Raw genomic sequence first — 23,299 nt, forward strand, 5'->3', positions numbered from 1 at the left:
AGCTCGGCTCACAGGCACTCACCAGGTGGGCGAGCCTGAAATTTCCAGAGATCAGTGGGAAGATGCCCACAGGAACAGCACTGAAGTGCGTCCAATCCCACGAGAATGACTAGTGACAGGATCACCATGACCGAACCGGCCACCACTCAGGCACAGGGCGACGCAGCCCTGGCTGACGAGTTTGACAACGACAGCCCGATTAACCTGCAGGACGAGATCTTCGAACCGGCACCTCCCGCCCCAGCGGCCATCGGTAACGGACTTGTCGGACGCATCGGCGCCGAGTTCTTCGGCACCTTCCTTCTCGTTTTCGTCGGCGTCGGCGCCGCGCTCTACGGCTCGATACTCGGCTTCGGCCAGCTGGGAGTCGCGCTCGCGTTCGGCATCGCGCTGATCGCGGGCATCGCCGCCGTCGGCAGTATCTCGGGTGGGCACTTCAACCCCGCTGTGACATTCGGTCTCACCCTCGCCGGCCGGGCCTCCTGGAAGGACCTGCTCCCCTACTGGGTGTCGCAGCTCGCCGGCGGATCTTTCGCGACCCTCGTGCTGTGGGCTATCACGCCGCGCCAGGTGAACGTGCTGACGGACATCTCCTCCACCTCGCGGGCCGAGCTCTTCCAGAACGCCGCAAACGGCTTCGCCGCGCACTCCCCGGCGTTCGACAGCTCGGCGGCCGACCAGGTCAAGCAATACCTTGCGCAGGGCTTCACCGCCGACCAGATCAAGGAGGCCGTCGCGGCCGGCCAGGTCACCTTCAAGGATTCCTTCGACATCTCCTGGACTAACGCGCTCATCCTCGAGACCGTCGCGGTCGCGCTGTTCGTGGGCATCATCCTCGCTGTGACTGACGCCCGGACCAAGATCAAGTTCCAGCCAGTGGTCATCGGACTCTCGCTCGCCGCACTGCTGGCCCTCGCAATGCCGCTCACGAACGGCTCTCTGAACCCGGCTCGCTCATTCGCCACCGCCGTGTTCGCAGGTGGCTGGACGTGGGGCCAGCTCTGGGTATTCATCGTCGCACCGCTGCTCGGCGGGGCTATCGCGGCGCTGTTCTACCGCGGATTCGCGGCCCCGAACGCCTTCATCGGTGCCGGAATCGTCCCTGCGGCCCAGGGTTCCGGTGACTTCGTGCCCTTCGAGGCGGGGATCACGGCACCGACGTCGGAATTCACGGACGAGGCCGCCGTGGCGTCGGGCGATCAAGCGACCCCGGCCGGAGAGTGGGTGCTCGAGGACGTCATCGTGGACGAGGTCGTCAGCGTCGATGTTCCGCTGACGCTTTCGAAGACAAACGAGACCGCTTCCGCGGACGAGGCCGAAGCGAGCGCACTCGCCGAGGACGAAACGACCGCAGCGAACGGCGACGAGAACGATGACGACGAGCCGGAGGGCGACACCGTCCTACGGTAAGTCGAGTCCGGTTCATCACCGGGACACGCCATCGTTGAGGGTGTTCGTTGCGCAGGACGCGGCGAACACCCTCAAATCGTCTCAGGAGGCACGCACCACCGTCACTCGCCGCGGGGCAGCGGTGGAGGTATCGGCCTGCCACTGGCGCTCCCAGTGCAGCTCGGAAGCCGGCGGCTAGAGTTCGGGGCCGAAGAGGATCAGCAGTTCGATGGCTCCTGCCGAGGCCAGGTACATCGAAACGTCGAAGCCGCGCCCGCGATTGACGAGAGATGGGAAGTTGCTCGCCGGCATCGTCAGTCGCAGGACTCCGCACGCCAGGCAGATGGCCACAAGCACCTGTAGCGCCGTATAGATGCCCGCAGCCCAGGCGGCGAGGCATACGAGTCCGACGCACACCGCGACCAGCGCCTGCCCGAGTCCCGATCCGAGCGGAAAGGCTATCGATCCCGGTCGCGGGCGGACTGCCTCGATGGCTCCCAGAGAGTCCTCGAAAGCGTCGCTAGCGACCTTCACCTGAGCGGCGTCGTCGACGGAGACGGCATGCGCGGGCGCGTAGCCCGGGTCCGCCTGATGGCCATTCGCCTGCTCGACGTGACCGGCGTCCACCGACTCCACCGACTCCACCGACTCCACCGACTCCACCGACTCCACCGAGGCGACCATATGAGTCGCGTGCCTCGGTGGCGATGACGGCGCCCCAGCAGTGGCCGCCGCGAACGCGACGGAGGACTCGTCCTCCCCGGCCCTGCGAGGCCACGGGCGCGCGCCTGCGGACGCCCTATCCGCCGTCCCCGCATCGCTGCGCTCGCCGTCACTCATGAGTCAACTATTCCCCATCCGCTCAGTGCGCGAAATGGCGCGTGCCGGTGAGGTACAAGGTCACACCCGCGTCCTGGGCGGCCGCGATCACCTCGTCGTCGCGGATCGAACCGCCGGGCTGGACCACGGCACGGACGCCAGCATCGATCAGAACCTGCAGTCCGTCTGCGAATGGGAAGAACGCGTCCGACGCGGCAACGGCACCCTGCGCACGCGCCGATTGGCCCAGCTCGTTCGCGCGCTGGACCGCGAGCTTGCACGAGTCCACGCGGTTGACCTGCCCCATGCCCACGCCGACCGATGCCCCGTCCTTGGCCAGCAGGATCGCGTTGGACTTCACCGCACGCACCGCGCGCCAGGCGAAGACGAGATCGGCGCGCGTGGCATCATCCGCGGCGTCGCCGGCGACGAGTCGCCAATTGGCCGGATCGTCACCGGTGGCATCGATGCGGTCCGCCTTCTGCACGAGTAGCCCACCGGAGATGGGACGCGTCTCGAGCTCGGCGAATCCGGGGTCCCGCAGGCGGAGCAGGCGGATGTTCTTCTTCACACTGAGGATGCGCAGCGCCTCCGGCTCGAAGTCCGGAGCGATGACAACCTCGGTGAACACTTCAGCGATCTGGCGTGCCGCGTCGGCTGTGATGCTCTGGTTAGCCGCAATCACTCCGCCGAATGCCGAAACGGGATCGCAGGCATGGGCGCGGGCGTGCGCCTGCGCGATGTTCTCGCCCACCGCGATTCCGCAGGGGTTGGCGTGCTTGATGATCGCCACGGTCGGTTTGGCACCGTGGTCGTGCGCCGCGCGCCAGGCGGCATCCGCGTCGACGTAGTTGTTGTAGCTCATCGCCTTGCCGTGAAGTTGCTCGGCGTGAGCAAGGCCGCCGCTCTGCCCCACCGTGGCGTACAACGCGGCCGGCTGATGCGGGTTTTCGCCGTAACGCAGCACATCGGCGCGCTCGAAACTCTGCCCACGCCAACTCGGGAAACCCGAACTTACCGCTTCGCCGTCCCGCTCCACGACATCGGTAGGGCTCACAACGGTGCCCATCCAGGTCGCGACCGCCAGATCGTAGTTCGCGGTGTGGACGAAGGCCGAGGTCGCGAGCGCCTTACGCTGCGCGTAGGTGAAGCCGCCCTCCGCGAGCGCCGCTGCGACCTGCCCGTACTGCGACGGATCGGTGATGACCGCGACGCTGGGGTGATTCTTCGCGGCAGCGCGAACCATTGACGGGCCGCCGATATCGATCTGCTCCACGCACTCGTCCGGGGTTGCACCGCTTGCAACGGTCTGAGTGAACGGGTACAGGTTCACCGCGACGAGTTCGAACGTCTCGACTCCGAGGTCCGCCAACTGGGCCATGTGATCCGACTTGCGCGTGTCCGCCAGGATGCCGGCGTGGATGAGGGGGTGCAGCGTCTTGACCCTGCCCTCAAGGCATTCGGGAAATCCGGTCACCTGCTCGACGGACGTCACCGGGACTCCCGCATCGGCGATCGTCTTCGCGGTCGATCCCGTGGATACGATCTCGACCCCGGCGCCGTGAAGCGCCTTAGCCAGGTCGGCGAGGCCCGTCTTGTCGTAGACCGAGATGAGCGCGCGCCGTATCGGACGGCGGGAATCGTCGGTGAGCTGGATATCGGGGGCGGACGCCTGCACCATCATTCTCCTTGGATCGCGAGCTCGATGACCCGCTATTCGCACTGGGAGGTCGCGCGATGCGACCACGAGTCGTGACCGGGCACCCAGGCGGACCATGCCCCAGTCGAAGAGGAATCGATTGCGTGCTCCCCGGTGGTTCCCCCACCCAACGCCAGTTGCACGCGTCCGCTAAGTCTATCGCCTCTCGGCTGTCGGACGACGCGCCCGCATCGTTCGTGGCGGCGTTCGCGGCGGCGCCCGTGGCTGTGCCCGCGCCGGCGGCGGAGTCCGCGCCCGCGCCCACGGCGGAGTCCGCGCCCACGCCCACGGCGGAGTCCGCGCCCGTGCCCACGGCGGGGTCCGCGACCGTGCCGGAAATCCTCGTCCGGCAAAGGCGCGGAAAGAGCTATCTCAGCGAACGCGGCGACCATCGACGGCGAAGCCGGAGACCGCGAGCCGCGGCACCCATTCGACCAGCAGTTCCCGTTCGGTGGCTTTGATCCGGTCGTGCAAGCTCGATTCGTCGTCGTCGTCCTCGACACGCACGACCCGCTGGTCGATGATCGGGCCGGTGTCCATGCCCTCATCCACCACGTGGAGGGTGCAGCCAGTGACCTTCACGCCGTAGTCGAGCGCGTCCCGGACGCCGTGCGCGCCGGGAAACGCGGGCAGCAGCGCGGGATGGGTGTTGACGGTTCGGCCGCCGAACCGGGACAGGAAGCCATCGCCCAGGATTCGCATGAAGCCCGCGCTCAGCACGAGGTCGGGGCCGAAGGAGGCCACGGTCCGCGCGAGCGCGACGTTCCACTCGTCCCGCGACGCGAAGTCGCGAGGGCTCACGACCGCGGTCGCGATCCCCTGCTCGCGGGCGAGTTCCAGTCCGCCGGCCCCGGTGTTGTCGGCAACGACTGCGACGATCCGCGCTCCGTAGGCCTCGTCCTGTTGCGCCCTAAGAACCGCGGCCATCGTCGAGCCGGCGCCGGAGATGAGGGCGACGACACGGCCACCCGCGCGGATCGGGGTTTCCTGACCGGCCGGACCGGAGAACTCGTTAGTCACGGGAAGCACCTTACCGCCGTTCGCCCGCATTCTCCGAGTTGCCCGAGCGTCCGAACACGCTCCACCAAGCCGCCCGCACCTGAGCACGCAGCCACGGATGCAGGAACGTCACCGTGACCGTGGCCCCGGCCGCGATGAGCAGGGAGCCACTGAGCGCGGCCCCGAGAACGTCGGGGCCGGCCGAGGCCAGCCGCCCCGGTCCGATACTGCCCGTCGCCAGCCAGAACGCGACGACCAGGACTACGAAGACGAAGGCAAGCGAGGCGCCGAGGGCAATGGCGCAGTCGCGCCACGGGACGGCGGCAGTCTCATGCAGCCTGCGGAGGCGGCGCCACACCACGAGCCCACCGACGATCCCTGCCGCGAAAACAAGCGAGATCAGCCACGATGTGTAGCCACCGGCCATGTCGCCCGTAGGCAGCGCTGCAAGGAGCGGTACAGCCGGGAGCGGGTCGAGCGCGACATGAGCGGGCGCGAACTCGCTGCCCAGCCCCACGTGGAAGCCCACCCCGGTCAGCCAGGCCACGGCCCAGATGAGCAGCGTGAACAGGTAGGTCAGTTGCGCTCCGCCAAGGACGATTCCGCCGATGCTGTCCGGGTCGAGGGACGCGATGATATCGCTCGCAGCTGCGCGTCCGGCAAAGGCCCACAAAGTCACCAGAACTGCTGCGATGCCGAGTAGTAGCGCGAGTGACGCTCCGCCCCCGGCGACTCCGGCGCGGAGAGCGGGCAGGTTCCAGCGCGCGAGCCAGTGCGGGGCCGCGACGACCAGCGCGTCACCGGCCGATTGACGCCGAAAGCCCAGGTATCCGCCAGTCAGCGCGATGATAACGGTCAGAATCAGCAGCCGCGGGCCGAACGAGCCCATGATGAGGGCGATCAACTGAGCGATCAGGGAATACGTGATCGTAAACGAGATCAGGGCAGTGAGCGTGTGCCGACTGGCGCGGCGGGCCGAGAGGTATGCGGCCGCAAATGCGAGTAGCGCTATCCCCAGCGGAATGAGGGAGATCGTTGCCCCGTCCACGGTCACGGTTCCGCCGTGCCCGAGCAGCCAGAGGCGCGATGCCACCCCCACTGCGGAACGCCATGAGTCCTGGGTCGTGACCTGAGCCGCAGCAGAGACGAAGGCAGCCACCGCGGGAACTACGAGCAGGCCCCACGACCAGGCGAAGGCCTGCAGCGCCGCGATGGCCCCAGAGATCCAGGCCGGGATGGGCGGACGCACGGCAGGTTGCTGGTCGATCGTTCGCCGCCGGGACGCGGTCGATGCGGGAGGGCGTTCATCCGGTTCGAGCACCACGGCTTGCGAACCGGTATCGCGCCGCCGGCGGGTAGGTTCGGGGCGCCGCGCCGCCTGCTTATCGTGCCTCGGTTGCCCGTTCGGGTGCCGAGAAGCGCCCGTCCCGCGCGCGGTCGTCGCCCGAGACGGGCGGGGAGATTGCGGGCGATGCGGCATAGGTACATCGTGCCGCCCTTCGCCACCGTTCCCGCGGAGGCGTGGCCGAGGTCGTTCCGATTGCCCCGACGATGCCTGCTTGGTGCAGGCAGACACCGGTTAGGGCTGCTCGGCACCTCCTATTGCGGGTGTCAAGCAGCCCTAACCGGTGTTCTCGCGTGGAGCGGGGAGTCCGCGCGGAGCGGGCCGCCGTGCGAAGCGGGCCGCCGCGCGGAGCGGGGCGTCCGCGCGGAGCGGGCCGCCGCCCCCTAGGCGCCGAGTGCCGCGCGAAGCAGGTCGGCCGTCTCGGTCGGCGTCTTGCCAACCTTCACACCGGCTGCCTCCAGTGCTTCTTTCTTCGCCTGAGCGGTACCCGAGGAACCCGAGACGATGGCTCCGGCGTGGCCCATCGTCTTGCCCTCGGGCGCGGTGAAGCCCGCGACGTAGCCAACGACCGGCTTGGTGACGTGCTCACGGATGTACGCCGCCGCGCGCTCCTCCGCGTCGCCGCCGATCTCGCCGATCATGACGATCGCCTCGGTCTGCGGGTCATTCTCGAATGCCTCGAGGGCATCGATGTGAGTGGTGCCGATGATTGGGTCGCCACCGATGCCGATAGCGGTCGAGAAGCCGAGATCGCGCAGCTCGTACATCATCTGGTACGTCAGCGTGCCCGACTTCGAGACGAGGCCGACGCGGCCCGGCCCGGTGATGTCGGCAGGCGTGATGCCGACGTTCGACTTTCCGGGGCTGATGATGCCGGGGCAGTTCGGGCCGATCAGACGAACGCCCTTCTGGGTGGCGAGGGTATAGAACTCGGCCGAGTCCTTCACGGGAATGCCCTCGGTGATGATGACGATCAGCGGCACGGCCGCTTCGATCGCCTCGACGACGGCGCCCTTGGCGAAGGCCGGCGGAACGAAGATGACGGAGACGTCCGCTCCCGTGGCGGCGACAGCGTCAGCGACGCTACCGAGCACGGGGATCTCGATGTCCTCGTCCTTGACCGTGAAACCGACGGTGGTGCCCGCCTTGCGCGGGTTCACCCCGCCCACGATCTGCGTGCCCGCGGCCAGCATGCGCGAGGTGTGCTTCTGCCCCTCGGCGCCGGTCATGCCCTGCACGATGACACGAGAATTCTCGTCAATGAAGATTGCCATTAATCAGTTCTCTTTCTTCTGCTCAGGGCTTGTCAGGCGCCGTGTGCGAGCTGGGCTGCCAGGTCCGCGCCGCCGTCCATCGTGTCGGCGAGCTTGACGAGCGGGTGCGCGGCTGCCTCCAGGATGCGGCGACCCTCGACCACGTTGTTTCCGTCGAGCCGGACGACAAGTGGCTTGGTCGCCTGCTCGCCGAGGATCTCGAGTGCCTTCACGATGCCGTTAGCGACCTCGTCGCACGCGGTGATGCCACCGAAGACGTTCACGAACACCGACTTGACCTGGGCGTCACCGAGGATGACGTCGAGTCCGGCCGCCATCACTGAGGCGGACGCGCCGCCGCCGATGTCGAGGAAGTTCGCGGGCTTGACGCCGCCGTGCTTCTCCCCCGCGTAGGCGACGACGTCGAGCGTGGACATCACGAGGCCAGCGCCGTTTCCGATGACCCCGACCTCGCCGTCCAGCTTCACGTAGTTGAGGTCGTTCTCCTTGGCCTTCGCCTCGAGCGGGTCGGCGGCGTCCTTGTCCTCCAGATCGGCATGGTCCGGGTGGCGGAACGCCGCATTCTCGTCGAGCGTGACCTTGCCGTCGAGCGCGACGATCTTCCCGTCGCCGGTCTTGACCAGCGGGTTGACCTCGACGAGCGTGGCGTCCTCGCCCGCGTACACGTCCCACAACTTCTTGATGACGTCGGCGACCTCGTCCGCGATGTCGGCGGCGAAACCGGCCTCGGCGACGATCTGCGCGGCCTTGGCGTCGTCGATTCCGGTGATCGGATCGACCTCGACCTTGGCCAGGGCCTCCGGGCGCTCGACCGCGAGCTGCTCGATCTCCATGCCGCCCTCGACGCTCGCCATGGCGAGGTAGGAGCGGTTGGCACGGTCGAGCAGAACAGAGAAGTAGAACTCCTGCGCGATGTCCGCACCGGCGGCGATCATCACGCGGTGGACCGTGTGGCCCTTGATGTCCATGCCGAGGATCTCGGCGGCGCGTTCCCGCGCCTCGTCGGCGCTGCGGGCGATCTTGACGCCGCCCGCCTTGCCCCGACCGCCGGTCTTGACCTGGGCCTTGACTACCACGACGGCCGATCCGGAGTCGATCAGTTTCTGCGCTGCGGCCTGGGCTTCGTCTGGCGTTGTCGCCACGATGCCCGCCAGGACTGGCACGCCGTGCTTCTCGAAGACGTCACGGGCTTGGTATTCGAACAGGTCCACCCTCGCTGGTCCTTCCCTCGATAAAATTGTCTTGACATCAAGACTTCTATCCCAGGGTAGTCCGTTTTTAGCGCATCCGTGACCATAGTCGCCTCGGTCTGCGTGGCCGCCGCGCCCCGGGTCAGCACCAGGATCGGCGCCCGTGGGGCTTCAGGGCGAGGTCACGTAGCACGATGGATATCCGGACCCGCTGATCCGCGCAGGCTCGCCGGAAGTCGACCCGGCGGTACTCGATGTCGATCACGCGCCCGCCGTAGTGCTTCGCGTACGTGCCACACTCCCGGTAACGGGCGCAGGATTCGGCGACGGCGAAGTCGAAGCCCAGGCGGGTGCCATCTAACGTGGACCAGTTCTTCTGCCCGGCCGCGAGGCCCGCGCGGTGCGCCCGCCTCACCAGCAGCCTCGCGTACTTCTTCGCCTGCTGGGTCGTCAGCAGACCCCGGCTGCGCGTAAACGAGTCCAGGTTGTCGAACTCCACCGCGTCGAACCCGTCGCGTGCGCACCTGTCGATCCACGGCCCGACGATGCGCAGCAGTGCCTTGCGTTTTTTTGCGGTACGGATATCGAGCAGATACTCGTTCCAGTCGGCGTCCTTGACGCGCTTGCCGCCCTTTCTCAGGACGAGTTTCCCGTGCCGCTCCCACAGCTTCTTAGCACCGGGCTGGGTTTGATACGCGTTGATGTAGCAAATGTTGTAGACGCCCCTTGCTGGGTGCGCGAGGCGGTCTCGGGCGACGATACCGACTCCCTTGGCCGGCTTGCTCGGGCCGCCGAGCTGGTAGTCCGCTTTGACTCCGGTGGGCAGTGGCCGGATGGTCGGTTTCATTGTGGACGAGGCTATCGCCTCCGGCGCGGCCCTCGCGATCAGCGCTCCCGTGAATATCAGGACCACGCTCAGCGCCAATGCTGCCGGCTTCCGCCTGGTCCGGGCTTCAGCAGCGGCCCTCATCCAGTCACGCTCGGCATTCTCAGGTTGGTCAGGCGAACGAGTCTTCGATCGCGAGCAGCCAGGCGATGCCGAACCGATCAACCAACTGGCCGAATTCACCGCCCCACGGGGCAGTGCCGAGGGGGAAGGTGATCTCCGCACCCTCCGAAAGGCCCGCCCAGATCTGCCTGATGCGATCGGCGGCGGCGCTATCGCCGTTCACGGTGATGCCGTGTCCAGGCGTCACCTCATCGTGCATGTCGGCACCCATGATCCTGAAGCCATCGGGAGTGCGCAGGTCAGCGTGCATCAGGTAGTCGGGATGCGTCGCTTCCATACCACCTTCGCGATAGGTGCTGACTTCGAGGTCACCGCCGAAGACGCGCTGGTAGAACTCGAACGCGCTGCGTGCCTCGCCGGCAAACCCCAGATACGGATTCAGTGATGTGGCCATGATCCCAACCCTACGCGCCCTCGGCTCGACCGCGACCGGTGAGCACTGACCCGCGGGTCACAGCTTCGTGATCGGTGCCATCCTGAGCAGTAACCGCTTGGCATCGCCGCTCCCGAAGTCGACGCGAGCCACGGCATTGCGGCCACTGCCTTCGAGACCGACGACTGTTCCAAGCCCGAACTTGTCGTGCGTCACCTTGTCCCCGACGGTCAGCGAGATGGTCGGCGCCTCCACCTTGGTCACGGGGGTGGACGAGCCACCCGGTGGCAATTCGCCGCTGCTGCTACGGGCGTAGCCGCTCGATCCGGAGCCGATGGCCGGCGCGAAGTCGTCCTCGTCCCACTTGCGCCGACCTCCGCCATAGGCGCCCCAACCGGAGCTACGAAGGGAGGCGGTCGACGACTCCCGGCGACGCCACTCGATGAGCGACTCGGGGATCTCGTCCAGGAACCGGCTGGCCGGGAAGGACTGCGCCTGACCCCAGGCGGAGCGCTGGGCAGAGCGCGTCAGGTACAGCCGCTGGCGCGCCCGCGTGATCCCCACGTAGGCCAGCCGCCGTTCCTCCGACAACTCGGAGTCATCGGCGAGCGAGCGCGAGTGTGGGAACGTGCCGTCCTCCATCCCGGTCAGGAACACGACCGGAAACTCCAGGCCCTTGGCGGTGTGCAGCGTCATCAGCGTGAGCATGCCCATGCCGTCCGTGTCGGCGAGCTGGTCCGCATCCGCGACGAGCGAGACGCGTTCGAGGAAATCGGTCAGGTCCGCGTCCGGGAAGTCCGTGACGAACTCCACCGCGACCGCATGGAACTCTGCCAGGTTCTCGACCCGCGGGTAGTCCTGGGGGTCCTCACTCGCCCGGAGCGCTTCGAGGTAACCGGTGATGTCGAGCGCCCGCTCGATGACCTCGTCGGCGGCATGTCCGGCGGCGTACTCGATCAGGTCGTCGAGCAGTGCGAGGAACCCGGCGACCGGCTTGGTCGTGCGCGCCGTCATGCCCGGCAGCTCATCGAGCCGGCGCAGGGCCGCGAAGAAGCTGATGCCCTCGCGCGCCGCGAACTGCGCGATCACCGCCTCGGACCTGTCCCCGATACCGCGCTTCGGCACGTTCAGAATGCGGCGCAGCGAGACGTCGTCGTCGGGATTCGCAACGACCCGCAGGTACGCGACCGCGTCCTTGACCTCGCGGCGCTCATAGAACCGGGTGCCGCCGATGAGCCGGTAGGGCAGGCCGACCTTGATCAGCCTGTCCTCGATCGCTCGCGACTGCGCATTGGTCCGGTAGAAGATCGCGATGTCACTGTACTTCACGCCCTCGGCGTCGGTGAGCCGGTCGACTTCCTCCGCGATGAAGCGTGCCTCCGCGTGCTCATCGTCCGCGACATCGGCCACGATCTTCGCACCGTCGCCGCTGTCGGTCCAGAGTTTCTTGGGCCGGCGTTCGTTGTTCTGTGCGATCACAGCGTTGGCCGCCGACAGGATCGTCTGCGTCGAACGGTAGTTCTGCTCCAGCAGAATGGTGCGGGCGCTCGGATAGTCCTTCTCGAACTCCTCGATGTTGCGGATCGTGGCGCCGCGGAACGCGTAAATGGACTGATCCGAATCGCCGACCACGGTCAGTTCGCCCGGCGGCACCTTCGAGTTCGCATCAGTGCCGACCAGCTCGCGCACCAGCACGTACTGCGCGTGGTTCGTGTCCTGGTACTCGTCCACGAGGATGTGACGGAAGCGCCGGTGGTAGTGCTCGGCGACAGCCGGGTTCTCCTGCAGCAGGCGTACCGTCAGCATGATGATGTCGTCGAAGTCCACGGCGTTCGCGGACTTCAGTCGCTGCTGATACCGCTCGTACACGCTGGCCAGAACCAGATCGAACGCGGCACCATCGCCATTGCCCGCATCCGCGGCGGCACGGAACTGTTCCGGAGTGATCAGTTCATTCTTCAGGTCCGAGATCCGGTGCGCGAGGGCCTTCGCGGAGAATTGCTTGGCGTCCAGGTCCAATTCGCGCGCCACCAGCGTTATCAGCCTGGACGAGTCCGCCGAGTCGTAGATGGAGAAACTCGACTTGAGCCCCACCAGGTCGTGCTCGGAGCGCAGTATCCGTACACACGCGGAGTGAAACGTGGCCACCCACATCTGTCTGGCGGATGGGCCGACCAGCTCGATGACCCGCTCGCGCATCTCCGCGGCGGCCTTGTTCGTGAAGGTAATGGCCAGAATCTGACCCGGCGTCGAACGGCCCGTGGCCAGCAGATAGGCGATGCGATGCGTGAGCACTCGCGTCTTTCCCGATCCGGCGCCAGCCACGATTAGCAGCGGCTCCCCGGCGTGTTCCACCGCGGCTCGCTGCTGCGGGTTGAGTCCGCGCAGCAGCGCCGTCGCCTCCCTCTCACGGTCATCCGCGAAGTCACCGTCCGAGGCAGCAACGGAGGACTCGTCCGCAAAACTACTCAGGGGGGCGAACTGCGCAAGGCGCGCGGTCCCCTGACTGTCGAGCCGAGTGCGGGCCAGGCGCGCGGTGAGGGTGTCGAAAAGGGAAGCCATGATGCACCAAGCCTAGTAGGTGGCGAGGACATTGCGGGGACGGGCGGCAGGCGCCGCCTTGTCGCCAATTGTCCAGATTGTGAACCCCGCTAGAGACCCCGGTCGCCCCGCCGTAGCGTAATCAGAACGTCCGCAGGGAGATTTCCCCGCGGGCACCGCCCGGTGATCCCCGCCCCCCAAGGACCACGATGGATTCGATCGACTCTGACACGACCGCTGACGGCGCTGCCGCCGAGAGCGGGCAACGGCAGCGCGCCGCCACTAGCACCCGTGCTACACAGCTGGCGGACGCCCCGGGCGCCGCCACTCGCCGCCCCGCGACCGCCGCCGCCGGCGATCGACCCGCCCGGCCCGCGCGCGCCGCGCGCCCCAATGGTCAGTGGAAGGTCGACGGCAAAGAACCGCTCAACGTCAACGAGACGCTCAAGCAGAAGGACGACGGCCTCAACGTCCGCCAGCGCATTGAGTCGATCTACGCGTTGGGCGGGTTCGACTCGATCCCCAAGGAGGATCTGCACGGCAGATTCCGCTGGTGGGGCCTCTACACGCAGCGCAAGCCCGGCATCGACGGCGGTCGCACCGCTCAACTCGAAACCGAGGAGATCGAGGACAGCTACTTCATGCTGCGCGTCCGCGTGGACGGCGGCGCCCTGACGGCCGAGCAGTTGCGCGTCATCGCGGGCATCTCGCGCGACTTCGGCCGCGACACGGCGGATATCACCGACCGGCATAACATCCAGTTCCACTGGATCGACGTGGTGGACATGCCGGAGATCTGGCGGCGACTCGAATCGGTCGGATTGCAGACGACGGAGGCGTGCGGCGACGTTCCGCGCGTCATCCTGGGCTCGCCCGTGGCGGGCATCGCCAAGGACGAGGTCATCGACCCGACCGAGATCATCGACGAGATCGTGCGCCGGTACGTGGGCGATCCCTCGTTCTCGAACCTGCCGCGCAAGTACAAAACGGCGATCACCGGCCACCCCAGCCTGGACGTGGTGCCCGAGATCAACGACTTCTCGCTCGTGCCCGTCGTTCATCCCGAACTCGGGATCGGCTTCGACCTGTGGGTCGGCGGCGGATTGAGCACGTCGGCGCACCTGGCCCAGCGGCTCGGCACGTTCCTCGCGCCCGAGCGCGTGCCCGAGGTGTGGGTCGCCGTGACCTCGATCTTCCGCGACTATGGCTATCGCCGGCTGCGCAACCGCGCCCGGCTCAAGTACCTGATGGCGGACTGGGGAGCGGAGAAGTTCCGGCAGGTGCTCCAGGACGAGTACCTCGGGTACGAATTGCCCGACGGCCCTCCGCCGCCGCAGCCGACCCGCTCGGGGGACCATGTCGGCGTCCACGAACAGAAGGACGGCAACTTCTACATCGGCGCGGCCCCGCACGTCGGGCGGACGAGCGGCAGTGCCCTGTTGGGCGTCGCCGAGTTGGCGGAGTCGGTCGGGTCGAACCGCATCCGGCTCACGCCCTACCAGAAGCTGCTGGTACTGGACGTGCCCGGCGATGACGTGGAGCGCGTGGTCGAAGGGCTGCGCGAACTGGGGTTCGAGGCGCGGCCGGGCAGTTTCCGCCGTTCGACCATGGCCTGCACCGGGATCGAGTACTGCAAGCTCGCGATCGTCGAGACGAAGGCGACCGCCACCACCGCGATCAATCAGCTCGAGGAGCGGTTGGGCTCGTACGCCGACGAGCACAAGTTGCTACCCATCACGCTCAACGTGAATGGCTGCCCGAATTCCTGCGCCCGTATCCAGACGGCCGACATCGGCCTGAAGGGCCAGCTGGTACTGGACGACGACGGCGAGCAGGTACCAGGCTTCCAGGTCCACCTGGGCGGCGGGCTCGTGTCCGAGCAGCGCGCCGAGGCGGGCGTCGGGCGGACCGTGCGAGGACTCAAGGTCACCGCCGATGGGATCGCCGACTACGTCGAGCGCGTCACGCGCCGCTACGTCGATGGCCGCTCGGCGGACGAGACCTTCGCCGCGTGGGCGCTACGCGCCGAGGACGACGACTTGCGATGACAGGTGTCCAGGCCGATCCGGCTCTCACATCCCTCTTCCGCGGCGGTTCTGCACCACTGCGCTCTGCTCGGCAGCGCGCCCGCGAGGAGGAGCGGGCCACCGACGTCGCGCGCCGCGCGCGCGAGCGGCGGGTACGCCGTAGCGAGGACGAGCTGCGCGCACTGGCAGAGGAGGGGCGCGCCCTGCTGCACGGCTCGGGCGTCGGGGCGGACGACGAGGCCGACACGGCGGCGGTCATGGCGTGGGTGACCGCGACGTTCGGCGATCGAATCGCGGTGGCCAGCTCGATGGCCGACACCGTGCTGCCGCACGTCGTGTCGAGTTACAAGCCGTGGATAGACGTGCTGTTTCTCGACACCGGCTACCACTTCGCGCAGACTCTGGAGACCCGTGATCGTGCGGCGCGCGAGCTGCGGATCTCCGTGGTGACGGTGACCGGTGCCAGGACGGTGGCAGAGCAGGACGAGGCCCTCGGACCGGAACTCTTCCGCCGCGATCCGACGGAATGCTGCCGACTGCGCAAGGTGGTCCCGCTACGCGAGCGACTTCGCGACTACGAGGTGTGGATCTCGGGCGTGCGGCGCGCCGACGCGCCTTCGCGCGCGCAGGCGCCGCTCGTGGCATGGGACCAGGCCAATCGGCTCGTGAAGGTCAACCCGATCGCCGGTTGGAGCGATGAGCAGGTGGACGCCTACCTGGCCGCCAACGACATCGTCGTGAATCCGCTGTTGTCCCAGGGGTACCCCTCCATCGGCTGCGAACCGTGCACCTCGAAGGTCGCCCCCGGCGAGGATCCTCGATCGGGCCGCTGGGCCGGTCAGACAAAGACGGAGTGCGGGCTGCACGTCATCTGATCCCAACCGTGCAGACACCCGACTCCCAACCGTGCCGACACCCGACTCCCAACCGTGCCGACACCCGACTCCCAACCGTGCCGACACCCGTTAGGGTTGCCGAGCACACGATATATCGTGTGCTCGGCAACCCTAACGGGTGTTCCAAGGGCGACGTGCAACAGGTCGGCAACCCTAACGGGTGTCCTAAGGGGTAGTGCGCCAACTCGGCGATTGCCCCGGGGAGAGCCGGGGCGAAACTACACGAACACCGCGATGATGATGTTGACCACGGTGAGCCCGCCGATGGCGTGCTTGACCGCGGCGGGAACGGCGTCGCCCCGGTTCTTGCCGATGAAGGCGAGCGCGACGACGACGAGTGCGATCGTGAGTTTGATGCCGATCTTGACCATGTTCGGGTCGCGCACTGCGTCGCTCATCTCGGCGATGCCGACCATCGCGATACCGGACACCAGCGCGGTCAGTGCCCCGTGCAGCGTGCCCTTGTAGATACCGGGCTGCTTGACCGTGGCCATATACCCGCCTAGCACGATCGCCCAGCCGACTAGGTGCAGTACGAGGAAAGCGTCATAAAGAGCAGTCATACCTCTACCTTAAGAATTCAACAGAATTTTGTCGAAAACCATTACAGCGGAGCGGGTTTTGTCAGAAAATGCGACGCGGGTCGACCGCTGGCGCACTCGGCAACCACCCTCCCGGCGCGAGGAAATTCCCTCGGAAGCGCCATCAGCGATGCGATTTCATGGCCGGACGATCGGACGCCCGACTACACGACGGCACGTCAGAGCAACCGTCGCGCCGCCGCCCAGCGGGTGATCTCGTGCCGCGAGGAAAGTTGCAACTTGCGCAGCACAGCCGACACGTGGGTCTCCACCGTCTTGATCGAGATGAAGAGCTCGCTAGCCACCTCGCGATACGAGTATCCCCGCGCTATGAGCCGCATGACCTCCTGCTCGCGCGCGCTGAGCAGGTCGAGTTCGTCGTCCTCCTGTGCCACCTGCTGCTGCGTGGCGCCGAACGAGTCCAGCACGAAGCCGGCGAGCATCGGCGAAAAGACCGCATCCCCAGCACGCACGCGCCGAACAGCATCGGCGAGCGCATCGGGCTCTATCGTCTTGGTGACGTAGCCACGCGCGCCGCCGCGAATGACCCCCACGACATCCTGCGCAGCATCGGACACGGACAGCGCGAGCATCCTGGCGGGCAGGCCGAGCGCGGTGCATCGAGCCGCGACCTCCGCCCCGCCGCCGCCATCGCCCCCGGGAAGATGCACGTCGAGGAGCACGACATCGGGGCGGGCCTCGCCAATAACGCTGACTGCCGTGTCCACATCGCCCGCCTGTCCCACCACCAGGAAGTCATCGGGCAGCGTGGAAATGACGCCCGCGCGGAACATCGCGTGGTCATCTACCACCACTATCCGGAGCTTCCCGCCGGACGCCTGACCGTCGCTGCCCGCCTCGGAATCTCCCTGTCCTCGCAGTTCGTTCCCGCTCATCCTGCCACCTCCTCGCTTCCGTTACGCGTCATGCGCATCCTGATCTCCGTACCGCCGTCGCCTCGCTGGCGGATGTCGACGCTACCGCCGCGGCGCTTGACCCGACCGATGATCGACTCCCGCACGCCGAATCTATCCTCCGGGATCTCATCGATGTCGAACCCATCGCCCCGGTCCTGGACGGAAATCTCGAGCGATTCCGGGCCGACCTCGCAGTAGACCGAGAAGGGCGGGCGACCGTGTCGCACTGCGTTCTTCAACGCCTCGCGCGTCGCCTGCAGCAACGCCGCGGCCGCCTCATCGGGACGGGTATCGCCGACGACCACGACCTCGACGGCTACGGAGAACTCGTCCTCGATCTCGTCGGCCAGATCGCGTACGACCGCGGCCAGCGACGTTCCCACCTCTGCGTTGTCCGCATACAGCCACTGGCGCAGTTCGCGTTCCTGGGTTCGGGCGAGTTTGGCGACCATGGCGGGGTCGGACGAGTTCCGCTGCAGCATCGCGAGCGTCTGCAGCACCGAATCGTGCAGGTGCGCGGCGATGTCGGCGCGCTCGTCGGCGCGCTCGCGTAGCGCGCGTTCCTGGGCAAGGTCCCTGATGAGGCGCAACCACCAGGGGGCAAGGACGAGCGCCACGCCCACAAGCACCGCGAGCGCCGCGACGGCCGAACTGACGGCGGTCGCCGGGTCGGTGCCTCGTCCCACGAAGGCCAGCACCCCGATCACCACGAGCGCGATCCCGCCCACGAACCGCACGCGCACCCAGCCCTTGCGGTCCGAGGCCGCCTCCGCGCCCATCAACCGGTCGCGCTGCCTCGAATCGAGCTGCGACCAGCTCAGCAAGGCGCCGGCAACCACCACGAAGGAGGGGACGAGCCACTGCCCGATGGACGATGGCAACGGGCGCACGACCAAGAAGATCGCAACGAGCACCAGAATCGCGCCCACGGCCAGGTTGGCTATCGAGACGTGGCGCCAGCGCGACTTGACGCCCGGCGGCGCGGCCGGTTGCGGCGCGGTGCGCGCCCGGCGCGGATCGGCGAGCGCACGCGCCAGCTCAGCGGGATCGCCCGCGGGCACCATGACCCACAGGAAAACGTATGCGACGAGCGTCGCCCCGCCCAGCAGTGCGCCGGCGATGAACCCCAGCCGTAGCCACTGAACGGGCAGATCCAGGTGCGCGGCGAGCCCCTGGCAGACGCCACCGAGGACGCGGCCCGTTTCCGGACGTCGCAGCGGCAGACGCCTGGGGGACGAGGCCTCCTCGCCGCGCGGCGAGGCATCGGCGGGGGTCGCCGGGCCCCATTGGAAGGTCATGCATCGATCGTGCCATGACTGCCGTGCTCAATGGCGCTGCAGAGGCGCGAATCAGGGTTCGCTCAGGGTCGATGCCTGGCGGTACGGATAAGAATCAGGGCGATCCCTAATAGCGGGCGGGCGGCAATGCCGCAACGATGTTGGGTATGGAACAGCACACTCACACCAGCGCACCGCCTCGGCCGCAGCCGGCATCCCCCGGTGCAGGATTCTTCAACGCGATCCGCTCCCACGGGTTGGTTCGCACATCCGACCGCTGGCTCGGCGGAGTCGCGGGAGGACTCGCCCGGAAGTGGAACATCGACCCGATCCTCGCGCGCTGCATCACCGGCCTGCTACTGCTCTTCACGGGTGTCGGCTGGATCGCCTACGCGGCCGCATGGGCGCTGCTCCCCGAGGAGTCGGACGGGCGTATCCACGCCCAGGAACTCCTTCGCGGGGTGTGGGCGAGCGCCTATATCGGCGTCGGCCTGTTCATACTCGTGGGCACCGGGTGGGGCGGTTCTTGGCTGATCGGCCCGGGCGTCTTCGGCTTCGGCGGCCTCGGCTGGATCGCAACGACGACGGGATCGCTCCTTTCGGTTGGGCTGATAGTCGTGGTCGTCGTGTACAGCGTCCAGGCGTGGCAATCGCATCAGACGAAGCAGGGCGATTCGCAAGCTCAGCCTCGCAGAGCCAGCGCAGCAGGGGCGCCGACCGGGGACGGCGATGCCAGCAACGCTGAGGCATCGGAAGCCTCCCCCGCTGCGTCGGCAGCCGCGGGTTCGCGTGGCGATGCCACCTCCGCCAAGCTCGCGGATGACGTGCCGCCGGCCGATCAGCCGGCGGGCCCGACGACGAACGATCGCTCACCGCAGTGGGCGGATGCGAACGGCGGAGAAAATCAGCACCCCTGGCACGGACAGGATTGGCACGGCGGCCAGAACTGGGGCAACGCGGGGCAACAGCCGCCCGCACCGCCGACGCCACCGAGGCCACCCGCGCCGCGCTGGCGATCGCTCCCGGGGCCGGCCGTCGCGGCGATCCTCGGACTTGCGTTGCTGGTCGTAGCGGGCCTGCTGGCGGCGAGTCAGGGCGGACTGATCGACGGCAATCTCGCAGCCATCGCCACGGGATCGGTACTGATCCTCTTCGGCGCGGCCATGATCGTGTCGGGTGCCTTCGGGCGACGATCGGGCGCGATCGGCTCGTTCACCGCAGTCGTCCTCGTGTTCTGCGTACCGTTCGTGGCATGGGGCCAACTCACGACCGGAATGGACGATCCCACAGTCGTTGTCGCCAGCGATTCGGATATCGCCCCGCGCGCGTCCGACATGCCGCAACAAGGCTTCGTGTTCGTCGCCTCAGAAGCCGATCTCGACCTGACGAACCTCGCGACCAGTGCCATCGATCCCGTAACCATCCCCGTGCGCGCGACGCTGTCGAACCTGACCATCACGCTACCTGCCGGGGTATCGGCGGAGGTCGACGCCAAGTGGGGCTTCGGCGACCTGCGCTGGCAGCGCAGTGAGGCAGATTCCCTGACCGGTTCCGCGGTCAACACCAAGACCCTGAAGACGAGGTCGGCCGAACTCGGGGAACCGATAGAGCTCTACATCGAAGTTCGAAGCGGCCTCGGTTCCGTCACCATCAAGGAGCAGTCATGAATACCAAAAACGGGCCCTTCAAGACCGGGCCGAACGCAAATTCGATCGTCTGGGGCATACTCATCATCCTGGCGGGGGGTTTGCTGCTCGCCTGGGGGATCGGCGTCGGGTTCAACACCAAAGCGGTGCTCGCGATCGCTCTCGGCGTCGCCGGGGTTCTGCTGCTGATCGCGGCCGTCGTTCCCGCCGTCCGCAGGTCGAGGGACGACGACCACGCGACGAGGTCCGAACGCGATCAGAACGAGGGGGTCGTCTCCTCGAACGATCCCGAGGAGACGACCCCAACGCTACTGCTCTAGATCAGCCGATCGTGACTGATGCGACGGCTACCCGTCCGCCATCAGGGCTTCGGCTCCTCGCCGGTGGATCCGTCCTCGAGTGATTCACCGGCGATGTCGTCTGCCGTGGCCGCCCGGTTCACCGGGGACTGCCAGGACTGGCTAGGCGGAATCGGAATCGGATCCTCGGCAGGTTCGACGGGCTCGGCGACGACCGAGTCGAACGACGGCGGAGGCGTCGACGCGGCCGGCGGGATCTCCGAGTCGCTGATAACGGGGGTCGCCTCACGAGCCGGTTCAGGCTCGGCGACAACCGGGGTAACGGATGTGTCGCCGTTACGCGCACGGCGACTGAGAGTCTCTGCGACGTCGGCGCCGCTACGACGGACAGGGGCTTGGACGGCGCCCGGTTCAACGGCCGCCTCGGTGGCGGCGGCGCGGCGGGCGGCTCTCGTAGGCGGCGGCGTTTCGGCATCAGCCGCGGGGGTGTCTTCTACCTCGGCAGGAACCTCAGCCGCGTGGCGCGCGGCACCGTCGAAAGTCTCGACCGTCACCGCCGGGCCCACAGTGATGCGCCGCAGTGCCCACCCAACCAGGATGAACAGGATGCCCAAGCCGGCTACCAAAGTCGATACGCCGAAGGCGACGACCGAAGTGAAGAGCGAGGCTCGCAGGAATGACGCGTTCATAACGGTGGCACGCGTCGGATCTTCCTTATCCAGCTCGGCATAGGTCTTGCCGTCCGATGCCTCGAGGGCATGCTTGTTGATGACCTCGGCCTGTGCGTATGCGGTGAACGGGCCGGCCACCCGCTTGCCTGCCAGGAACGACGCGTCCTGAGAAACCGTGATCTTCTCCGCGCGAAGCTGCTCCGAAACCTGCCAGTAAGCGGCGATTCCGGCGACAATCATGACGGCACCAAGAATGATCGTGATGAGCCCAACGACGCGTGCGCCCTTGGATTGGCTGATGGTGACTTTGCTCGACATTGTTCCTCCTCGGGGCCCGCAGCATCAACTGCGGCGGACATTTCCTACAACCGTACGAAGCCTTACCGCGAGGCGCGACTGGGCGCGCCGAGGAGTGAGACGATTGCCCGACGCTCGAGCGATGGCAGTCAGTCCAGTTCGAGCGCCTCGCGAATCTGCGCAACCGACTTGATCACGGTGGACACCTGACTCTCGGTCAGTTCCCCGTCGACGGCAATCTGCTCCACGAAGCTCGTGAGGCCGGCGGTGAAGAACTCGAGGACGTCCTCGACCGAGCCGCTGATGTCGAAGCCCTCACCGTCCTCGGACGGCGAGATCTCGATCTGTCCCTCCTCGTAGTCGTCGCCCTCCTCATTGCCGTAGTCGTTCCCGAAGAGTTCCTTCGGGTCGTAGTAGTTCGGTCCGTCGGTCATGCTCGCTCCTTCATCGGTTCTTCTGGGCACGAGGGGAGGTCACTCCCACTCGATGGTGCCTGGCGGCTTGCTCGTGACGTCCAGGACGACCCGATTGACGTCCGCGACCTCGTTGGTGATGCGATTCGAAATCTGGGCGAGTAGTTCGAACGGAAGCCGCGACCAGTCGGCCGTCATGGCATCCTCGCTCGATACCGGACGCAGGACGATCGGATGGCCGTAGGTGCGCCCGTCGCCCTGCACTCCGACCGAGCGGACGTCGGCGAGCAGCACCACCGGGCACTGCCAGATCTCCCGGTCCAGTCCCGCGGCACTCAGTTCCTCGCGGACGATCAGGTCGGCTTCGCGCAGAATATCGAGGCGCGCGCGCGTGACCTCGCCGATGATCCGGATGCCGAGCCCCGGGCCCGGGAACGGCTGACGCCAGACGATCGCCTCGGGCACGCCAAGTTCGAGTCCGACGGAGCGAACCTCGTCCTTGAACAGCGTGCGCAACGGCTCGATTAACTCGAACTGCAGATCGTCCGGTAGCCCGCCCACGTTGTGGTGGCTCTTGATGTTGGCCGCGCCCTCGCCGCCGCCGGATTCCACGACGTCCGGATAGAGAGTGCCCTGCACGAGGAACTTGACCTCGCCCCCGGATTCGCCAGCCTCGGCGACCACCTCACGGGCGGCGTCCTCGAACACGCGAATGAACTCACGGCCGATGATCTTGCGCTTGGTTTCCGGGTCGGTCACGCCCGCGAGCGCCGTCAGGAAGCGTTCCTCGGCGTCGACCACCTTGAGCTTGACGCCCACGGCGGCGACGAAGTCCCGTTCCACCTGCTCCGCCTCGCCCGCGCGCAGCAGGCCGTGGTCGACGAACACGCAGGTCAGTTGGTCGCCGATCGCCCGCTGGACGAGCGCTGCCGCGACGGACGAGTCAACCCCGCCGGAGAGCCCGCAGATGACTCGTGCGTCGCCCACACGGGCGCGAATGCGCTCAACCTGCTCGGCGATCACGTTGCCCGGTGTCCAGTCGGGTTGCAGGCCCGCGCCGTTGTACAAGAAGTTCTCGAGCGTCGACTGCCCCAGGGGAGAATGCTTGACCTCGGGATGCCACTGGACCCCGTAGAGGCGCCGCTCGTCATCCTCGAACGCGGCCACGGGGGCTCCAGCGGATGTCGCCAGCACCGCGAAGCCCTCCGGCGCCGCGTGAACGGCGTCACCGTGGCTCATCCAGGTGGCCTGCTCATCCGGGCTGCCCGCCAGCAGGACACCGGCCTCGCACACGTTCACGGGCGTTCGGCCGAACTCGCGCAGACCCGTCTCGGCCACCTGTCCACCCAGCGCCACCGTCATGGCCTGGAAGCCGTAGCAGATGCCGAGGACGGGCACGCCCTGCTCGAACAGCCGCGGATCGACGGCTGGCGCGCCCTCGGCGTACACGGACGAGGGCCCGCCGGACAGGATGATGGCGGCGGGATCCTTGGCCATGATCTCGTCCACCGTCGCGGTGTGGGGAACGATCTGCGAGAAAACGCGCGCTTCGCGCACGCGCCGGGCGATCAGTTGCGCGTACTGCGCACCGAAGTCAACGACGAGGACAGGGCGGTGGCTGGGCGAAGAAGTCACGT

The 23,299-nt window shown here is 67.3% G+C and carries 20 protein-coding genes and 1 riboswitch; of the genes, 5 read left to right on the forward strand and 15 right to left on the reverse strand.

Features of this window, described 5'->3' with window-relative positions; translation table 11 throughout:
• The first annotated feature begins 105 nt into the window (after positions 1-105).
• Positions 106-1,410: an MIP/aquaporin family protein gene (locus tag FB461_RS07525; protein WP_142120373.1), complete on the forward strand. Its 1,305-nt coding sequence runs from the start codon at positions 106-108 to the stop codon at positions 1,408-1,410.
• A gap of 174 nt (positions 1,411-1,584) precedes the next feature.
• Here FB461_RS07525 and FB461_RS07530 read toward each other — a convergent pair whose 3' ends face one another.
• The 9 genes from FB461_RS07530 to pcrA all read right to left on the reverse strand — a co-directional run bounded on the left by FB461_RS07530 (position 1,585) and on the right by pcrA (position 12,659).
• Positions 1,585-2,229, reverse strand: a complete 645-nt coding sequence (locus FB461_RS07530; protein WP_142120375.1) for a hypothetical protein — start codon at positions 2,227-2,229, stop codon at positions 1,585-1,587.
• Between the two features lie 22 nt (positions 2,230-2,251).
• Positions 2,252-3,889, reverse strand: a complete 1,638-nt coding sequence (purH, locus tag FB461_RS07535) for a bifunctional phosphoribosylaminoimidazolecarboxamide formyltransferase/IMP cyclohydrolase (protein WP_142120898.1) — start codon at positions 3,887-3,889, stop codon at positions 2,252-2,254.
• A gap of 74 nt (positions 3,890-3,963) precedes the next feature.
• Positions 3,964-4,058: riboswitch (ZMP/ZTP riboswitch) on the reverse strand.
• 221 nt (positions 4,059-4,279) lie between these two features.
• Positions 4,280-4,927: a phosphoribosylglycinamide formyltransferase gene (gene purN, locus FB461_RS07545; RefSeq protein WP_281282068.1), complete on the reverse strand. Its 648-nt coding sequence runs from the start codon at positions 4,925-4,927 to the stop codon at positions 4,280-4,282.
• Between the two features lie 10 nt (positions 4,928-4,937).
• On the reverse strand, positions 4,938-6,155 hold the full coding sequence (locus FB461_RS07550) for a cell division protein PerM (protein ID WP_142120379.1): 1,218 nt from the start codon (positions 6,153-6,155) through the stop codon (positions 4,938-4,940).
• 479 nt (positions 6,156-6,634) lie between these two features.
• Positions 6,635-7,525: a succinate--CoA ligase subunit alpha gene (gene sucD / locus FB461_RS07555; protein ID WP_142120382.1), complete on the reverse strand. Its 891-nt coding sequence runs from the start codon at positions 7,523-7,525 to the stop codon at positions 6,635-6,637.
• A 32-nt stretch (positions 7,526-7,557) separates the two neighbouring features.
• Entirely contained in the window at positions 7,558-8,736 is a 1,179-nt protein-coding gene (sucC, locus tag FB461_RS07560; RefSeq protein WP_142120384.1) for an ADP-forming succinate--CoA ligase subunit beta, read from the reverse strand.
• 121 nt (positions 8,737-8,857) lie between these two features.
• On the reverse strand, positions 8,858-9,685 hold the full coding sequence (locus tag FB461_RS07565) for an endo alpha-1,4 polygalactosaminidase (RefSeq protein WP_142120386.1): 828 nt from the start codon (positions 9,683-9,685) through the stop codon (positions 8,858-8,860).
• A gap of 28 nt (positions 9,686-9,713) precedes the next feature.
• On the reverse strand, positions 9,714-10,118 hold the full coding sequence (locus FB461_RS07570; RefSeq protein WP_142120388.1) for a VOC family protein: 405 nt from the start codon (positions 10,116-10,118) through the stop codon (positions 9,714-9,716).
• 57 nt (positions 10,119-10,175) lie between these two features.
• A complete protein-coding gene (gene pcrA / locus FB461_RS07575) occupies positions 10,176-12,659 on the reverse strand; it encodes a DNA helicase PcrA (protein WP_142120390.1) in 2,484 nt (827 codons plus the stop codon).
• A 188-nt stretch (positions 12,660-12,847) separates the two neighbouring features.
• On the opposite strand from pcrA, the gene FB461_RS07580 reads away from it, so the two are divergent.
• On the forward strand, positions 12,848-14,686 hold the full coding sequence (locus tag FB461_RS07580; protein WP_142120392.1) for a nitrite/sulfite reductase: 1,839 nt from the start codon (positions 12,848-12,850) through the stop codon (positions 14,684-14,686).
• The gene (locus FB461_RS07585; protein WP_142120394.1) at positions 14,683-15,540 is read left to right on the forward strand and encodes a phosphoadenylyl-sulfate reductase; all 858 of its coding nucleotides are present in this window, start codon (positions 14,683-14,685) and stop codon (positions 15,538-15,540) included. Before FB461_RS07580 ends, FB461_RS07585 begins: the two co-directional genes overlap by 4 nt.
• Before the next feature lie 239 nt (positions 15,541-15,779).
• Here FB461_RS07585 and FB461_RS07590 read toward each other — a convergent pair whose 3' ends face one another.
• From FB461_RS07590 to FB461_RS07600, 3 genes are all read right to left on the reverse strand, one after another.
• Positions 15,780-16,124 (reverse strand): hypothetical protein, encoded by a 345-nt coding sequence (locus FB461_RS07590; protein ID WP_142120395.1) that lies wholly within the window; start codon positions 16,122-16,124, stop codon positions 15,780-15,782.
• A gap of 197 nt (positions 16,125-16,321) precedes the next feature.
• Positions 16,322-17,038 (reverse strand): LuxR C-terminal-related transcriptional regulator, encoded by a 717-nt coding sequence (locus FB461_RS07595; protein ID WP_142120397.1) that lies wholly within the window; start codon positions 17,036-17,038, stop codon positions 16,322-16,324.
• The gene (locus tag FB461_RS07600) at positions 17,035-18,357 is read right to left on the reverse strand and encodes an ATP-binding protein (protein WP_142120399.1); all 1,323 of its coding nucleotides are present in this window, start codon (positions 18,355-18,357) and stop codon (positions 17,035-17,037) included. The genes FB461_RS07595 and FB461_RS07600 overlap by 4 nt, the downstream gene beginning before the upstream one ends.
• A gap of 146 nt (positions 18,358-18,503) precedes the next feature.
• Between FB461_RS07600 and FB461_RS07605 the strand changes: the two genes are divergently transcribed.
• The gene (locus FB461_RS07605; protein ID WP_170222651.1) at positions 18,504-20,003 is read left to right on the forward strand and encodes a PspC domain-containing protein; all 1,500 of its coding nucleotides are present in this window, start codon (positions 18,504-18,506) and stop codon (positions 20,001-20,003) included.
• Entirely contained in the window at positions 20,000-20,302 is a 303-nt protein-coding gene (locus tag FB461_RS07610; protein WP_142120404.1) for a hypothetical protein, read from the forward strand. Before FB461_RS07605 ends, FB461_RS07610 begins: the two co-directional genes overlap by 4 nt.
• A 41-nt stretch (positions 20,303-20,343) precedes the next feature.
• On the opposite strand, the gene FB461_RS12440 is transcribed toward FB461_RS07610, so the two are convergent.
• The 3 genes from FB461_RS12440 to guaA form a co-directional block, all read right to left on the reverse strand.
• Positions 20,344-21,270 (reverse strand): hypothetical protein, encoded by a 927-nt coding sequence (locus FB461_RS12440; protein WP_342776120.1) that lies wholly within the window; start codon positions 21,268-21,270, stop codon positions 20,344-20,346.
• A gap of 128 nt (positions 21,271-21,398) precedes the next feature.
• Positions 21,399-21,683: a hypothetical protein gene (locus FB461_RS07620; protein WP_142120406.1), complete on the reverse strand. Its 285-nt coding sequence runs from the start codon at positions 21,681-21,683 to the stop codon at positions 21,399-21,401.
• Between the two features lie 39 nt (positions 21,684-21,722).
• Positions 21,723-23,297, reverse strand: a complete 1,575-nt coding sequence (gene guaA / locus FB461_RS07625) for a glutamine-hydrolyzing GMP synthase (RefSeq protein ID WP_142120408.1) — start codon at positions 23,295-23,297, stop codon at positions 21,723-21,725.
• Positions 23,298-23,299 lie beyond the last annotated feature (2 nt).

Source organism: Rarobacter faecitabidus (genome assembly GCF_006716265.1).
Taxonomy (GTDB): Bacteria; Actinomycetota; Actinomycetes; order Actinomycetales; family Cellulomonadaceae; genus Rarobacter; species Rarobacter faecitabidus.

What these genes read in the sequence shown, in the direction of transcription:
- pcrA (WP_142120390.1), bottom strand. Translation starts at nt 12,659, where the DNA reads ATGGCTTCCCTTTTCGACACCCTCACCGCGCGCCTGGCCCGCACTCGG.
- FB461_RS07565 (WP_142120386.1), bottom strand. Translation starts at nt 9,685, where the DNA reads ATGAGGGCCGCTGCTGAAGCCCGGACCAGGCGGAAGCCGGCAGCATTG.
- FB461_RS07590 (WP_142120395.1), bottom strand. Translation starts at nt 16,124, where the DNA reads ATGACTGCTCTTTATGACGCTTTCCTCGTACTGCACCTAGTCGGCTGG.
- FB461_RS07525 (WP_142120373.1), top strand. Translation starts at nt 106, where the DNA reads ATGACTAGTGACAGGATCACCATGACCGAACCGGCCACCACTCAGGCA.
- FB461_RS07585 (WP_142120394.1), top strand. Translation starts at nt 14,683, where the DNA reads ATGACAGGTGTCCAGGCCGATCCGGCTCTCACATCCCTCTTCCGCGGC.
- FB461_RS07570 (WP_142120388.1), bottom strand. Translation starts at nt 10,118, where the DNA reads ATGGCCACATCACTGAATCCGTATCTGGGGTTTGCCGGCGAGGCACGC.
- FB461_RS07580 (WP_142120392.1), top strand. Translation starts at nt 12,848, where the DNA reads ATGGATTCGATCGACTCTGACACGACCGCTGACGGCGCTGCCGCCGAG.
- FB461_RS07610 (WP_142120404.1), top strand. Translation starts at nt 20,000, where the DNA reads ATGAATACCAAAAACGGGCCCTTCAAGACCGGGCCGAACGCAAATTCG.
- FB461_RS12440 (WP_342776120.1), bottom strand. Translation starts at nt 21,270, where the DNA reads ATGTCGAGCAAAGTCACCATCAGCCAATCCAAGGGCGCACGCGTCGTT.
- FB461_RS07595 (WP_142120397.1), bottom strand. Translation starts at nt 17,038, where the DNA reads ATGAGCGGGAACGAACTGCGAGGACAGGGAGATTCCGAGGCGGGCAGC.
- FB461_RS07605 (WP_170222651.1), top strand. Translation starts at nt 18,504, where the DNA reads ATGGAACAGCACACTCACACCAGCGCACCGCCTCGGCCGCAGCCGGCA.
- purH (WP_142120898.1), bottom strand. Translation starts at nt 3,889, where the DNA reads ATGGTGCAGGCGTCCGCCCCCGATATCCAGCTCACCGACGATTCCCGC.
- FB461_RS07620 (WP_142120406.1), bottom strand. Translation starts at nt 21,683, where the DNA reads ATGACCGACGGACCGAACTACTACGACCCGAAGGAACTCTTCGGGAAC.
- FB461_RS07530 (WP_142120375.1), bottom strand. Translation starts at nt 2,229, where the DNA reads ATGAGTGACGGCGAGCGCAGCGATGCGGGGACGGCGGATAGGGCGTCC.
- FB461_RS07600 (WP_142120399.1), bottom strand. Translation starts at nt 18,357, where the DNA reads ATGACCTTCCAATGGGGCCCGGCGACCCCCGCCGATGCCTCGCCGCGC.
- sucD (WP_142120382.1), bottom strand. Translation starts at nt 7,525, where the DNA reads ATGGCAATCTTCATTGACGAGAATTCTCGTGTCATCGTGCAGGGCATG.